The following is a 13,210-nucleotide window of genomic DNA, read 5'->3' as shown; positions in this document are numbered from 1 at the left end:
CCGACATCCGTAGAGCGAGGTCATCGATATGAGTAGTTCCAATCTGCAGGCCCTGAACGTTCTCCTCGAACGCGCGGAGGCCGAGCGCGATGAAGCGCTGCGTCATCTGCAGGACGCGCAGTCGCGTGCGAACGCGGCGCGCAACCAGCATGACCAGCTAGCGCAGTACCGCACGGACTACCGCACCCGCTGGTCGCAGGAATTTGCCCAACGGACGACCGTGCAACTGCTGGGCTGCTATCAGAACTTCGGCCAGCGGCTGGACCAGGCCATCGGCCAGCAAGGCGGCATCGCCGACTACGCCGACCAGCGCCTGTCCGCCGCCCGCGACCTGCTCCGGGAGCGCGAACTGCGGGTCGCGTCGGTGCGCAAGCTGATCGAGCGCCGTCGCGCCGAAACGCTGCGCAGCCAGATGCGCCAGGAACAGCGCGCCACCGACGAGCAGGCCGCCCGTGCGGCTTCGCGCGGCGGCAATCCGATGTCCCGACTGGTCGCCTGATCGCGACCCGGTCCTCCCGGAACCTCCCTCGCCATGACGCAGATCCAGAACACGACTCCGATGCCGGGCGCCCTTGGCGGCCTTGGCGCGAACAACCCCGCGTATACCGGCCGCAAGGACGGCGCGTCGGCGGACTTCTCCCGCCTGCTCAACCAGAGCAATCAGCAGCTGCAGAATCAGTCGGCGCAATCGGCCAAGACGACCATGGCCCAGCTGCAGTCGCAGCAGTTGGCGAGCCAACAGGCACAAACGCAGCAGCAGGCCCGGCAGTTGGAAGCCCAGCAGCAGGCACAGCGCCAGGAGTCGGCTCAGCCGCCCAAGCCCGCCTCTGCGCCCGCTCGAACGCCCGAGAACACCGCCGCCAGGGACGAGAGCAAGCTGGCCGCGCGCAATGCCGCCGCCCGCAGCAGCGCGAACAAGGCCGAGGATGCCAAGACCGCGTCCCGTGCCACGAAGGCTGATCCGGCGAATACCGCCGAGGCGGCGGACGTCGCCGACGCGGCCGAGGCGACCGCCCCCCAGGACACCGCCCGGGCCGATGCCGCCGGCGGCAAGGACGCCGAACGCATCGATGCGAAGGATGGCGACGACCAGGACAAGCAGGACGCCAAGGCTGCGAAGGACAGCGCCGCCTCGACGGCTGAGCAGATCCTGGCGATGCTGCGCGGCGAAGCGCCCGCCGAAGCCAGGGCCACTCCGCGCGCCGGGACCGCCGCGACAGAAGGTGACGAGGCGGGCACGGCCGCCCTGCCCGGCGGCGCGCATGCGCATGGCAAGCAGCCCACCACCGGCGACGCGTTGCGCGAGCGCCAGCAGCTCCAGCGTGAACTGGGCCAGGCGGCCGCAGGCACCGCCGGCGCGGCCGATGGCACCGACAAGACCACCCGGACCGAGGCGTTGCAAGCCGCCTCCGGCGGCGCGCACGAGATCTCGATGGGCGATGGCGCCGCCAAGGGGCCGCAGCCGAGCTTCGAAGCGCTGCTGGCCGCGGCGCAGCAGACCGGCGCCGCGTCCGGCACCTCCGGGGCCGATGCGACGTCGGCGGCCCAGGCCCCCAGCGTCCCGCTCAGCCAGCCGTTGGACAGCCCCGAATTCGCGCCGGAACTGTCTGCCAGCGTCAGCCTGCTCATCCAGGACGGCGTGCACGAGGCACAGCTACAGCTCAACCCGACCGACATGGGGCCGGTGTCGATCAACATCCAGCTCGACGGCCAGCAGGCGCAGGTGAACTTCCATGCCCAGCACGCCGCGACTCGCGAAGTGCTGGAACGGAGCCTGCCGGACCTGGCAGCCGCCCTCCAGGCCCAGGGCTTGACCCTGAGCGGTGGTGGGGTGTTCGCCCAGTCGCAGTCCAGCGGCGGCCAGAATCGTGGTGATGGATCCGCTGACGGCGCCTCGAACGGCAATGGCCGCCGGGGCGGGCGCGGGCAAGGCTCGGACGATGACGGCGCAATCGCCGCCGGCGGCCGGTCGGAGCGCCGCTCCGCACCGCGTGGCCTGGTCGATCTGTACGCCTGACTGTCCGCGAGTCTGACCGGAATCCGCCGCCTTTTCGCGCGTTGAGCGCTCGGGCGGCGCTTCACAATGGGAGACATTGCCGGGTCGTCAGGTCCGGTTCCCCGCCAACTTCCCTCTTTTTCATCACCGGAGCGCCCATGGCCACAGCCGCCGCAGGCAACGACGCCGCCGTCAAGGGCGGCGGCAAGAAGAAGCTGATCATCATCGTCGCCATCGTCCTGGTGGTGGTGCTGGTGGGCGTCGCCGCGTTGCTGATGATGAAGAAGAAGTCGCATGCCGACGACGAGGACGGCGCCGCCGCCGAGGAGAAGCCCGCGGCCGCCGCCCACGCCAAGCCGGGCACCCCGCCGACCTTCGTCCCGCTGGACCCGTTCACGGTGAACCTGGCCGACAAGGAAGTCGACCGCTTCGCGCAGATCGGCATCACGCTGGAAGTGAACGATGCGAAGTTCGCGGACCAGCTCAAGGGCTACATGCCGGCGATCCGCAACAACGTGCTGCTGGTGCTGTCGCACAAGACCTCGGCCGAGCTGCTGAGCGCCGAAGGCAAGGAAAAGCCGGCCAAGGAAATCCGCCGCGAGGCCGTGCGTCCGATGGGCATCGAGCTCGACGACGAGGATGAGGACGAGGACGCCGCGCCGAAGAAGAAAAAGAAGAAGAAGCGCCAGGTCGAGAGCCCGGTGACGCAGGTCCTGTTCTCGACCTTCATCGTGCAGTGACGGGCCGGACAGCAAGGAGCGCGCGATGAATCAGCAGATCCTGTCGCAAGACGAAGTCGATGCCCTGCTGCAGGGCATCACCGGCGAGAGCCAGAAGCTCGAGGCCGAGGAGGTCCAGACCGGTGGCATCCGCGAGTACAACCTCGCGAGCCAGGAACGGATCGTCCGTGGGCGCATGCCCACGATGGAGATCATCAACGAACGCTTCGCGCGGAACATCCGCATCGGGCTGTTCAACTTCATCCGCAAGAGCCCGGAAGTGGCCATCGGCGGCATCAAGGTGCAGAAGTACAGCGCCTTCCTGCGCGAGATCGTGGTCCCGACCAACTTCAACATCGTGTCGGTGAAGCCGCTGCGCGGCAGCGGGCTGATCGTCTGCGATCCGACGCTGGTGTTCGCGGTGATCGACTCGCTGTTCGGCGGCATCGGCAAGTTCCACACCCGCATCGAGGGTCGGGACTTCTCCGCCACCGAGCAGCGCGTGATCCTGCGCCTGGTCGAAGTGATCATCCAGGAGTACACGAAGGCGTGGAAGGGCATCTATCCGCTGGAGCTGGAGTACCAGCGCTCGGAGATGCAGCCCCAGTTCGCCAATATCGCCACGCCCAGCGAGATCATCGTGTCCACGTCGTTCACGCTGGAAATCGGCGAGACCAGCGGCACGGTGTACTTCTGCATTCCGTATTCGACGCTGGAGCCGATCCGCGACGTGCTGTACAGCACCACGCAGGGCGACTCGAGCGAACCCGACCGCCGCTGGGTCAACCTGCTCAAGCACCAGATCCAGTCGGCCGAGGTCGAACTGGTGGCGGAGCTGGCCAAGGCCCCCGCGACGGTGGAACAGCTGCTGGCCTTCAAGCCGGGCGACTTCATCGAGCTGGACCTGGAGCAGATCATCCAGGCCAAGGTGGACGGCGTGCCGGTGTTCGACTGCCATTACGGCACGTCGAACGGCAAGTATTCGATCAAGATTGAAAAGATGCTGACCGGCCCGGATGCCGGCTGGCTGGGAGCCCGCAATGGCTGACAACACCCCGATGGACGAACAGGACGCGATGGCCGCCGAATGGGCGGCGGCGCTGGCGGAAGCCGGCGGCGGCGGCAGCGAGGTCGCGGCCGAAGTGCAGCAGGTGACCGAGCAGGTCGCGCCGGCGGCCTTCACCAACTTCTCGCCGACACCGGGCAACCTGCCCGGCAGCGACATCAACATGATCCTGGACATCCCCGTCCAGCTCACGGTTGAACTCGGCCGCACGCGCATCCCGATCAAGAACATCCTGCAGCTGGCGCAGGGCTCGGTCGTCGAACTCGACGCCCTGGCCGGCGAGCCGATGGACGTGCTGGTCAACGGCTACCTGATCGCCCAGGGCGAGGTCGTGGTCGTGAACGACAAGTTCGGTATCCGCCTCACCGACATCGTGACGCCGTCCGAACGGATGCGGCGCCTCAGCAAGGCCTGACCCCTCAGCCCCACTCCGGTGGGGCTGATGCGTTTCAGGGACGCATAATTCAACGCCATGAACAACAGCCTCGTCCCCCTGCTCTGGTTCCTGGCCATCCTGGCCTTGATCCCGGTCGTGCTCTGGCTTCTCAAGCGCACGCCGCTGGGCGGTGGCGCGATGGGCGGGCAATTGCGCACCGTCGCGCAGCTGGTGATCTCGCCGAGCCAGCGCCTCGTGATCGTCGAGGTCGGCCAGAACGAGGACCGCCAATGGCTGGTGCTCGGCATCACCGGCCAGCAGATCCGCACGCTGCATGTGATGCCGCCGCAGGCCGACGCCGGCGCGGCGCTGCAGGCGGCGCAACCGTCGTTCTCCTCGATGCTCAAGCGCAGCCTGGGCGGCAGGCACGCCGATGGCCCCGGTTCCAGCACTTCGGCCTGATCGGGAACGGCGCATGACCGCTTCGACCTCCCCCGCCCTGCCCGAGCCCCGTCCGCGGCTGTCGCGGCGCGCGCTGGGCATCGTCGGCGTGCTCGCGCTCGGTGGCCTCGGGGCCGCGGCCTGGGCCCAGCAGGGCGGCGCGCCTGCGAGCGTGCCGCTGATCATCGGCCAGGGTGCCGGCGGCAACAGCTATTCGGTGCCGATCCAGACGCTGCTGTTCTTCACCGCGCTGGGCTTCCTGCCGGCCGTGCTGCTGATGATGACCGGCTTCACGCGGATCGTGATCGTGCTGTCGCTCCTGCGTCAGGCGCTGGGCACGCAGGCGGCGCCACCGAACCAGGTGATCGTCGGGCTGTCGCTGTTCCTGACCTTCTTCGTGATGAGTCCGACGCTGGACCGCGTCTACACCGAAGCCTGGCAGCCCTACCAGGCCGGGCAGATCGGCTTCGAGGTCGCCCTCGACCGTGCGCAGGTGCCGATGCGGGGCTTCATGCTGAAGCAGACGCGTCAGTCGGACGTCGCGCTGTTCGCGAAGCTGGCCAAGCTCGAACCCACCGTCGCGCCCGAGAACGTGCCCTTCCGCGTACTGGTGCCTGCCTTCGTGACCAGCGAGCTGAAATCCGCGTTCCAGATCGCGTTCCTCATCTTCATCCCGTTCCTGGTGATCGACATGATCGTCTCCAGCGTGCTGATGAGCCTGGGGATGATGATGCTGTCGCCGGTGCTGGTGTCGCTGCCGTTCAAGCTGATGCTGTTCGTGCTGGCGGACGGCTGGAATCTGCTGCTGGGATCGCTGGCGGCGTCGTTCGCGCAGTAGCGGCCCGCCCGTTCCGAGGCGAATCGAAGGACAAGTCATGGATGCTCAACAGGTCTTCTCCATCGGCCAGCAGGGACTGTACGTACTGCTCATGGTCGCGGCCCCCATCCTCCTGACGGTGCTGGCGGTCGGGGTGCTGGTGTCGGTGTTCCAGGCGGCGACGCAGATCAACGAATCGACGCTGTCGTTCGTGCCCAAGATCGTCGCCGCCGTGCTGGTGCTGGCCGTCGCCGGACCGTGGATGATCACGACGCTGGTCGAATACATCCAGCGCACGCTGCAGAGCATCCCGCAGGCACTGGGCTGAGGCGCACGCCGCCGCCCTGCCCCGCCACCGCCGCAAGATCCCACGGCCCCGATCCCGATGATCTCCTTCAGCGAAGCGCAATTGCTCGCCTGGATCAATCCGATCCTGTGGCCGTTCATCCGCACGCTGGCGCTGTTCGCCGGGATGCCAGTCTTCAGTCAGCGCCAGGTGCCGGCGCGCGTGCGCATCGGGCTGGCGCTGTTCATCGCGGTGGCGGCACAGCCGTCGCTGCCGGCCATGCCGGTGATCCCCCTCGACTCGTTGCCACAGATCCTGACGGTGACGGCGCAGCAGTTGCTAATCGGGCTGTCGATGGGTTTCGCGGTGCGGGTCGTGTTCGCCGCGCTGGAATTCGCCGGCGAGCTGATCGGTCTGCAGATGGGGCTGAACTTCGCCGGCTTCTTCGATCCGTCGACGGGCTCGCAAGGTACGTCGACATCACGCTTCCTGGGCTCGATGGTGGCGTTCCTGTTCGTCGCGATCAACGGCCATCTGATGCTGATCAACTCCCTGGTCGAGAGCTTCCAGGCCTTCCCGGTCGGCGAGGAGCCCTTCCGCTTCCTGCGGATCGCGCAGCCCCAGGTGTGGGGTGCGGAAATCTTCCGCATGGGACTGTGGATCGCGCTGCCGCTGATCACGATGCTGATGTTCGTGAACCTCGTGCTCGGCATCATCTCGCGCGTAGCGCCGCAGTTGAACGTGTTCTCCGTGGGTTTCCCGCTGACGGTCAGCATCGGCCTGGTCGGTCTGGTCGCGACGCTGCCGCTGATGCATCAACCGTTCATGATCGCGCTGGAGAGGATGCTGGCCGCGTTCAACTGACCGCGGCGGCACTCACGCCGGCCGATGCTTCCCAGCGCCGGCCGGCGTTTCACGTCACAACTCGCGCAGCGCCGTCGTGACCTGCAGGCTCGCTGCCCGCACCGCGGGGAACAGGCCGCCGATGAAGCCGATGGCCAAGGCCCACTTCAGGCCCTCCCACAGCAATTGGCCCGAGACCCTCAGCTCGAAACTCAGCTTGCCGACGGACCCGGCCGCCATCGTCGATGCCGCGTGCCCGTTGAAGATCAGGTAGGCGATCCCGCCGCCGATGACGCCACCGAGGGCAGCCAGCAGCATCGTCTCCAGCATCACCGCCACCACCACCGGCAGTCCCGGGAAGCCGATCGCGCGCAAGGTGGCGATCTCGCGGGCCCGCGTCGCGACGGCCGCGAACATGGTGTTCAACGCGCCGAACACCGCACCGACCGCCATGATCGACCCAACCACGATCCCGATGATGCGCAGGATCTTGGTCATCTGCTCCGACTGTTTCGCGAAGAACGCGAGCGTCGTCGTCGCGTCGACCTTCAGTTGCGGATTGGCTTCGAGCGCGGCCTTGAACTCCTTGAAGGCCTTCGCATCGGTCAGCTTCACGGTCACCGAATTGCGGCTCGCACCACGCCGGTAGGTTTCGGCGACCACCGGCGCATCGGCCCACAACTCCGATTCCATCGAGTCGCCCGATGCGAACACCCCGGCCACCGTCCACATCTGGCTGCCCAGGCGGATCTGCTTGCCGGGCTCCAGGCCTTCGAACTGACGCGCGGCGCCCTGGCCGACGATCAACTCCTTCAGGCCCGGCTGGAACTTGCGCCCGGCGACGATCCTGACCTGCGGCCGCACCGCGAAGGCCTCGTCCCCGACGCCTCGCATCTGCACACTGCCCTCCTCGTCGGTCTTCGTGCCCTTGACCGGCAGGTTGGCCGCGACCACCGTCTCGGCGGACAGCAGCGGCTCGCCCTTCGCGGACTTCGCCACGCCCGGCGCCTGCCCGATCTGCGTGATGTCGTCGCGCGTCATGACGGACGCCACCTCCGCCGCAGACGCGCCGCGCAGCACGATGGCCGTGTCCTCGCTGCCGGACTTGCGCAGCGTCTCCGAATAGCCCTCGGCCATCGCCAGCAGCGCCACCAGCACGCCGACCACGCCCGCGATGCCCACGACGATCACCGCCGACGAGCCGATCCGCTGCGGCAGCGTGCTCACGCCGACGCCGGTCACCGAGCGCGCCTGGGCGCCTCGTCGCGTCAACAGCATCCACAGCGCCAGCAGCACGGCCAGGCCGAGCGCGCCGACCCACGGCAGCATCACCCACGCCACCAGCACGAGCACCAGCAGCAGCACCAAGCCCAGGTTCTTCAGGAATTTCATGGTCAGGCCCTCCCCGCCAGTGCATCGGTGATGTTCAGCCGCATCGCGTTCAAGGCCGGCAGCGCGCCGACGATCACGCCGAACAGCACCATCAGTCCGACGCCGGTCGCCCAGCTGTTCAAGCCGGCGGCCGGCAGGTTCAGCGTGCCGCCGCTGCCCGCGCTGACGGCCGGCCCGATGACACTCGCCAGTCCCAGGCCGATGACGCCGCCGATCACCAGCAGCAGCACCGACTCCGCCAGCACCATCGCCAGCACGCTGCGGCCGGAGAAGCCGATCGTCTTCAGCACCGCGATCTCGCTGGTGCGCTCGCGCACGGCCTGCATCATCGTGTTGCCCGACAGCAGCAGCAGCGTGAAGAACACCGCGCCCATGATCGAGCTGACGATCAGTCCGATGTCCGCGACCTGCTTCATCCACGAGGCCATCGCCGCCTGCTCGGTCTGCGTGCGCGTCTCATGGTCCGAGTTGGCCGAGATCGCGTCGATCGCCTTGGCCACGCGGTCCGCCTGGTTCGCGTCCGCGACCCGCGTCACGTACCAGCCGACCGCGCCCTGGTTGTAGGGCGTCGTGTCGTCGAAGTACTTCCAGTTCAGCAGGAACATCTGGTCGTACCAGCCGCCGGACTTCTTGTCCGCGGCATGGATCAGGCCGACGATCTCGAACTGCCAGTTCTTGCTGCCGCTGCGGTCCGGGAAGATCGTCGATTGCAGCGGGATCTTGTCCCCGACCTTCCAGTTGAAACGCTTGGCGAGACCCTCGCCGACCAGCGCGCCGATGCGTGTCGTCGCGAAGGCCTGCCTGGCCTGGTCGGTGACCTGCATCTCGGGATACATGTCGAGGTAGTTCGGCGCGACGGCGAAACTGAAGACCTGGTTGTGCGGATCCTGGTAGGCCCCACCGAACCAGTTGGCATAGGTCACCAGTTTGACGCCGTCCACCGACTGGATGCGCTGCGTCAGCGCCATCGGCAGGGTCTGGATGAATGACAGCCGCGAGCCGGTCTGCAACCGCGACGCGCCGTTGGCCGACTGGCCGGCCTGGTCGAAGGACGTCCGGACCGCGTCCAGCAATCCGAACAGCAGGAACGCCGTGATGATGGACACCAGCGTCAGCACGGTTCGGAGCTTGCGCCGGAACAGCGCCGCCCAGATGAGATGGAGGTATTTCATGGCGAGCCCTTTCTTGCGGGACTTGACCTTGCGCGCGCGGCTTCAGGCCGCGGTGGACACGGTCTGCTCGACCAGCGTGCCCTTGTCCAGGTGCAGCGTCTGGCGGGCGCGCTCGGCAGCCTTCGGATCGTGCGTCACCATCACGATGGTCTTGCCGTGATCGCGGTTGAGCGCCTGGAGCAGCGCCAGCACATCCTCGGCCGATTGACGGTCCAGGTCGCCGGTGGGCTCGTCGCAGACCAGCAGCGTCGGATCGGACACGATCGCCCGCGCGATCGACACGCGCTGCTGCTGGCCGCCGGAGAGCTCGGTCGGCTTGTGGCTGGCGCGGTCCGACAGTCCCACCAGTTGCAGCGCGATCGCGGCGCGCTTCTTGCGCTCGGCCGCCGAGAGCTTGGTCAGCAGCAGCGGCAGCTCCACGTTGCGCTGCGCCGAGAGCGTCGGCATCAGGTTGTAGAACTGGAACACGAAGCCCACCTTGGCGGCGCGCCACTTCGCCAACGCCGCGGAATTGAGCTGGTCGATGCGCTCGCCGCCGATCGCGATGCTGCCCCCGCTGGGCTGGTCCAGCCCGCCGATCAGGTTCAGCAGCGTCGTCTTGCCCGAGCCCGACGGCCCCATCAGCGCCAGGAACTCGCCCTGCCTCACGTCGAGGTCGATGTGATGCAGCACCTCCACCTTCTGCTTGCCGCGGGTGTAGACCTTGGACAGGTCACGGATCTCGATCAGATTGCTCACGGTGACTCCTCGCTTCGGTTTCCTGCACTTCCAGCGGGGACGGCACGTCCCCGCGCTGTCGGCTTCACTTGCCGGCCGCCGGCTTGATCTCTGCGCCGTCGCGCAGCGCTTCGGGAGGATTGAGGACGACGGTATCGCCGGCCTTCACGCCGTCGAGCACCACCGCCTGGTCGCCGACCGGCGTGCCCTGGCGCACCTTGCGCTGGGCGACGGTCTGGCCGTTCACGACGAAGACGATGTCGCCGCCGTCCCGCGACACGACGGCCGACTTCGGCACCAGGACGCCCGGTGGCGGCGCGGTCTGCGCGCTTTCCTTGGCGGCGAGGAAGGACACGCGCACGCCCATGTCGGGCACGACGCGTTGATCCTTCTGCTCGAGCGCCACGCGTACCTTGACCGTCGCCTTGCCGCGGTCGGCAGAGGGCACGACCGCGATCACGTGCGCCGGAATGCGCCAGTCGGGATACGCATCCAGCACGGCCTGGGCCGGCATGTCGGCCTTGACCTGGCCGATGTAGGCCTCGTTGACGTCGACATCCACTTCCAGCGATTCCATGTCGACGATGGTGCCGACGCCGGTCCGCGTGAAGCCACCGCCGGCGGACAGCGGCGAGACGATTTCGCCGACCTGTGCCGCCTTCGCGGTGATCACGCCGGAGAACGGCGCCTTGACGACCGTGTAATCGAAATTGACCTGCGCCTGCGTCGCCTGGGCCAGGGCGGCATCGGCCTCGCGGCGGCGCGCTTCGAGTTGCGCCGCGTAGGCGTTCACCGCGGTACGGGCCTGCTCGGCGGATTGCCTGGTCGTCATGCCGCTGAGCGCCAGCTCGTCCTGGCGCTTCAGGTCGGACTGCGACTGCAGCCACTGCGCGCGCGTCGCCTCGATGTTGGCCTGCGCGCTCTTCACGTTGGCCCGGGCCATGTCCAGCGCGGCGCGCAAGGCATGGTCCTCGAGCCGGGCCAACACCTGACCCTTCTGGATCTTGTCGCCTTCCTCGAACAGGACTTCGGTCAGCGTGCCGGTGATCTGCGTCGACACCGTCGCGGCGCGACGCGCCGTCACGTAGCCGGTGGCCTGCAGAACGGCATTGCCACCTGCGCCGCCACGCGCCTGGGCCGAGGCGGTCTCGACCTCCGGCACCTGCGACTGCCGCCACCACCACCAGCCGCCCGCGGCCAGCAGCGCCAGCACGACCAGCACCGCCAGCAGCGTCCAGACCCATCTGGGCGGTCCACCCCCGTGGTCGTCGCGCTCGCTCCCCTGGATGCGCAGCTCTTTCAACAGTGCGGTATCGATGACAGCCCCCTGTGTGTCAGTACGGGGCGCATTCTCCGAGGCGCCCCCTGCTCGTCAATGCTGACTTGCGATGAATGGCGGCTGGCTGGCGTGAACGTCCCCGGATGACGACGAACGGGGATGACGGATTTCGACTCAGCTCTCGACCAGTCCGTTGCGGATGGCGTAGACGGTCAGCTCCGAGTTGTTGGACAGCGCCAGCTTCTCCAGCACCCGAGCGCGGTACACGCTCACCGTCTTCGGGCTGAGCATCAGCTCTTCGGCGATGTCCGACAGGCGCTTGCCCGAGGCGATCATCACCAGGGTCTGCAGCTCGCGGTCCGACAGCTTCTGGTGGGCCTGCTCCGGGGCCGGCGCGGTCAGGCTCTCGACCAGCATCTGCGCGATTTCGGGCGTCACGTACTTGCGCCCCTGGGCCACCGTGCGCACCGCCTGCACCAGCAGTTGCGGATCGCCGCCCTTGTTCACGTAGCCGAAGGCCCCGGCGCGCAGCGCGCGGATCGCGTACTGGTCCTCCGGGTACATGGACACGATCAGCACCCGGGTCGTCGTGCCTTCATCCTTGAGGACGTGCAGCACGTCCAGGCCGCTGCGCCCCGGCATGTTGATGTCCAGCACCAGCACATCGCACTGCCGGTCGACCGGCAGCGTGCGCATCAGGCTGCGCAGCTCGCCGTAGTCGCCGGCCTCGCCGACCACTTCGATGTCCGGCGCGTCGGACAGCGTGTCCCGGATCCCGCGGCGGATCAGCGCGTGGTCGTCGCAGAGGATGACTTTGATCATAGGGCGCCCCACGAGGAGGGATCATGCCCGGCACCGGCCGGGATCGGCTCCCCGTCGTCGTCGAACTCGAAGTCGCCGATCACGCCGCGCAAGGGCACGGAGAGGATCAGCGCCGTGCCCTGCAGACCGCTGCTGAGGTCGACCCAGCCGCCGACCGTCGCCGCGCGCTCGCGCAACCCGCGAATGCCGAAGCTGCGGGCCTTGCTCAGGTCGCCCGGCGCGACGCCGTGGCCGTTATCCTTGATCTCCAGCGTCAGCACGCCACCCTCCATGCTCAACTCCACATCGACCTTGGTCGCTCCGGCATGTTTGGACACGTTGGTCAGCGCCTCCTGCGCACAGCGGTAGGCCACCAGCGGAACGCCCGCCGGCAGCTGGAACTGCTCGCCGACATGCCGCACCGCGGTCGCGATGCCTGTCCGGCGCTCGAAGCGCGCGGCCAGCCACTGCACTGCTGCCAGCAATCCCTGTTCCAGGATCGCCGGGCGCAGGTTGTGCATGATGCGCTGGCTCGATTCGATGGCGCTGGTCACGGTCTCCAGCGCCGACTGCACGCGCTGCTGGACGTCCTCGTCCTTGCTGTGCCGCGCGATCCAGGCCAGGTCGAACTTCAGCGCCGTCAGCGATCCGCCCACGTCGTCATGGATCTCGCGGGCGATCGCCGCCCGCTCCATCTCGACGCTGGTCTGCAGATGCCCCGCCAGTTCGTGCAGTTGCTGCTTGGACTTGAGCAGCTCGCGGTCGGCCTCCTGCCGCGCAAGCTGGGCCTCGCAGGACTCGATCGCGTGCAGCAGCGCCGGCGCCAGCCGCGCCAGGTTGTTCTTGAGCAGATAGTCCGACGCGCCGGTGCGCATCGCCGCGACCGCCGTGTCTTCGCCGATCTCGCCCGACACCAGCACGAACGGGAGCACCAGTTGCCGCTGCTTGATCATGTCCAGCACGACCAGGCCCGAATACCCCGGCAGGTTGTAATCGGAAATCACCGCATCCCAGTGCCGGTCGAGGGCTGCCTCGATATCGGGCAGCGTGTCCAGCCGCGTGATCTCGAATCGCAATCCGGCTCGCTGCAACTGGGCCAGGATCAGTTGATGATCCAGGTCGGAATCCTCGATATGAAGCAGGCGCAGAGAGCGCTCGGCCAGGGGGAGAGTCGGCATGGCCGGGAGTATGCCAAGTTTGTCGCGTATCCCTCATCTATGCAGGGAAGCCCCACGCTTTATTCATCTGGAAACCGTAGAGTCTTGGGTTTACCCTTATCGAGATTTGTCACGGTCAAGTCGATGG

At 67.7% G+C, this 13,210-nt stretch carries 15 protein-coding genes; 9 read left to right on the top strand and 6 right to left on the bottom strand.

The genetic code is table 11. The features are described 5' to 3' along the window. The first annotated feature begins 28 nt into the window (after nucleotides 1-28). The 9 genes from fliJ to fliR all read left to right on the top strand — a co-directional run bounded on the left by fliJ (nucleotide 29) and on the right by fliR (nucleotide 6,565). On the top strand, nucleotides 29-499 hold the full coding sequence (gene fliJ / locus ACFJIX_RS14825) for a flagellar export protein FliJ (RefSeq protein WP_377161301.1): 471 nt from the start codon (nucleotides 29-31) through the stop codon (nucleotides 497-499). Nucleotides 500-532: 33 nt separating this feature from the next. After that, a complete protein-coding gene (locus ACFJIX_RS14820) occupies nucleotides 533-2,017 on the top strand; it encodes a flagellar hook-length control protein FliK (protein WP_377161299.1) in 1,485 nt (494 codons plus the stop codon). 137 nt (nucleotides 2,018-2,154) lie between these two features. Then, nucleotides 2,155-2,736 (top strand): flagellar basal body-associated FliL family protein, encoded by a 582-nt coding sequence (locus ACFJIX_RS14815; protein ID WP_377161297.1) that lies wholly within the window; start codon nucleotides 2,155-2,157, stop codon nucleotides 2,734-2,736. A gap of 25 nt (nucleotides 2,737-2,761) precedes the next feature. Next, nucleotides 2,762-3,763, top strand: a complete 1,002-nt coding sequence (gene fliM, locus ACFJIX_RS14810; RefSeq protein ID WP_067276207.1) for a flagellar motor switch protein FliM — start codon at nucleotides 2,762-2,764, stop codon at nucleotides 3,761-3,763. Continuing rightward, entirely contained in the window at nucleotides 3,756-4,196 is a 441-nt protein-coding gene (gene fliN / locus ACFJIX_RS14805; protein WP_088403384.1) for a flagellar motor switch protein FliN, read from the top strand. The genes fliM and fliN overlap by 8 nt, the downstream gene beginning before the upstream one ends. Nucleotides 4,197-4,253: 57 nt before the next feature. Beyond that, nucleotides 4,254-4,619 carry a FliO/MopB family protein gene (locus ACFJIX_RS14800; RefSeq protein WP_377161294.1) on the top strand — a complete coding sequence of 122 codons (366 nt, stop codon included), beginning with the start codon at nucleotides 4,254-4,256 and terminating at the stop codon, nucleotides 4,617-4,619. A gap of 13 nt (nucleotides 4,620-4,632) precedes the next feature. Then, complete coding sequence (gene fliP / locus ACFJIX_RS14795) at nucleotides 4,633-5,436, top strand: flagellar type III secretion system pore protein FliP (protein WP_377161292.1); 804 nt, start codon at nucleotides 4,633-4,635, stop codon at nucleotides 5,434-5,436. A 37-nt stretch (nucleotides 5,437-5,473) separates the two neighbouring features. Continuing rightward, nucleotides 5,474-5,743, top strand: coding sequence for a flagellar biosynthesis protein FliQ (gene fliQ / locus ACFJIX_RS14790; protein ID WP_377161290.1), 270 nt, complete (start codon nucleotides 5,474-5,476; stop codon nucleotides 5,741-5,743). A 57-nt stretch (nucleotides 5,744-5,800) separates the two neighbouring features. After that, on the top strand, nucleotides 5,801-6,565 hold the full coding sequence (gene fliR, locus ACFJIX_RS14785) for a flagellar biosynthetic protein FliR (RefSeq protein WP_377161288.1): 765 nt from the start codon (nucleotides 5,801-5,803) through the stop codon (nucleotides 6,563-6,565). Between the two features lie 54 nt (nucleotides 6,566-6,619). On the opposite strand, the gene ACFJIX_RS14780 is transcribed toward fliR, so the two are convergent. The 6 genes from ACFJIX_RS14780 to ACFJIX_RS14755 form a co-directional block, all read right to left on the bottom strand. Then, nucleotides 6,620-7,936: an ABC transporter permease gene (locus ACFJIX_RS14780; protein WP_377161286.1), complete on the bottom strand. Its 1,317-nt coding sequence runs from the start codon at nucleotides 7,934-7,936 to the stop codon at nucleotides 6,620-6,622. Between the two features lie 2 nt (nucleotides 7,937-7,938). Then, entirely contained in the window at nucleotides 7,939-9,108 is a 1,170-nt protein-coding gene (locus ACFJIX_RS14775; RefSeq protein ID WP_377161284.1) for an ABC transporter permease, read from the bottom strand. 42 nt (nucleotides 9,109-9,150) lie between these two features. Then, entirely contained in the window at nucleotides 9,151-9,846 is a 696-nt protein-coding gene (locus ACFJIX_RS14770) for an ABC transporter ATP-binding protein (RefSeq protein ID WP_377161282.1), read from the bottom strand. A gap of 64 nt (nucleotides 9,847-9,910) precedes the next feature. Continuing rightward, entirely contained in the window at nucleotides 9,911-11,128 is a 1,218-nt protein-coding gene (locus ACFJIX_RS14765; protein WP_377161280.1) for an efflux RND transporter periplasmic adaptor subunit, read from the bottom strand. A 150-nt stretch (nucleotides 11,129-11,278) separates the two neighbouring features. Further along, entirely contained in the window at nucleotides 11,279-11,926 is a 648-nt protein-coding gene (locus tag ACFJIX_RS14760) for a response regulator (RefSeq protein WP_377161278.1), read from the bottom strand. Continuing rightward, the gene (locus ACFJIX_RS14755; protein WP_377161276.1) at nucleotides 11,923-13,083 is read right to left on the bottom strand and encodes a histidine kinase; all 1,161 of its coding nucleotides are present in this window, start codon (nucleotides 13,081-13,083) and stop codon (nucleotides 11,923-11,925) included. The genes ACFJIX_RS14760 and ACFJIX_RS14755 overlap by 4 nt, the downstream gene beginning before the upstream one ends. Between the last annotated feature and the right edge of the window lie 127 nt (nucleotides 13,084-13,210).

This window comes from Roseateles sp. UC29_93 (assembly GCF_042695725.1).
Classification (GTDB): domain Bacteria; phylum Pseudomonadota; class Gammaproteobacteria; order Burkholderiales; family Burkholderiaceae_C; genus Roseateles; species Roseateles noduli_A.
The sequence above is the reverse complement of the archived record's forward strand: the minus strand, read 5'-3'. Positions and strand labels throughout refer to the sequence as shown.

What these genes read in the sequence shown, in the direction of transcription:
- fliJ (WP_377161301.1), top strand. Translation starts at nt 29, where the DNA reads ATGAGTAGTTCCAATCTGCAGGCCCTGAACGTTCTCCTCGAACGCGCG.
- ACFJIX_RS14820 (WP_377161299.1), top strand. Translation starts at nt 533, where the DNA reads ATGACGCAGATCCAGAACACGACTCCGATGCCGGGCGCCCTTGGCGGC.
- ACFJIX_RS14815 (WP_377161297.1), top strand. Translation starts at nt 2,155, where the DNA reads ATGGCCACAGCCGCCGCAGGCAACGACGCCGCCGTCAAGGGCGGCGGC.
- fliM (WP_067276207.1), top strand. Translation starts at nt 2,762, where the DNA reads ATGAATCAGCAGATCCTGTCGCAAGACGAAGTCGATGCCCTGCTGCAG.
- fliN (WP_088403384.1), top strand. Translation starts at nt 3,756, where the DNA reads ATGGCTGACAACACCCCGATGGACGAACAGGACGCGATGGCCGCCGAA.
- ACFJIX_RS14800 (WP_377161294.1), top strand. Translation starts at nt 4,254, where the DNA reads ATGAACAACAGCCTCGTCCCCCTGCTCTGGTTCCTGGCCATCCTGGCC.
- fliP (WP_377161292.1), top strand. Translation starts at nt 4,633, where the DNA reads ATGACCGCTTCGACCTCCCCCGCCCTGCCCGAGCCCCGTCCGCGGCTG.
- fliQ (WP_377161290.1), top strand. Translation starts at nt 5,474, where the DNA reads ATGGATGCTCAACAGGTCTTCTCCATCGGCCAGCAGGGACTGTACGTA.
- fliR (WP_377161288.1), top strand. Translation starts at nt 5,801, where the DNA reads ATGATCTCCTTCAGCGAAGCGCAATTGCTCGCCTGGATCAATCCGATC.
- ACFJIX_RS14780 (WP_377161286.1), bottom strand. Translation starts at nt 7,936, where the DNA reads ATGAAATTCCTGAAGAACCTGGGCTTGGTGCTGCTGCTGGTGCTCGTG.
- ACFJIX_RS14775 (WP_377161284.1), bottom strand. Translation starts at nt 9,108, where the DNA reads ATGAAATACCTCCATCTCATCTGGGCGGCGCTGTTCCGGCGCAAGCTC.
- ACFJIX_RS14760 (WP_377161278.1), bottom strand. Translation starts at nt 11,926, where the DNA reads ATGATCAAAGTCATCCTCTGCGACGACCACGCGCTGATCCGCCGCGGG.
- ACFJIX_RS14755 (WP_377161276.1), bottom strand. Translation starts at nt 13,083, where the DNA reads ATGCCGACTCTCCCCCTGGCCGAGCGCTCTCTGCGCCTGCTTCATATC.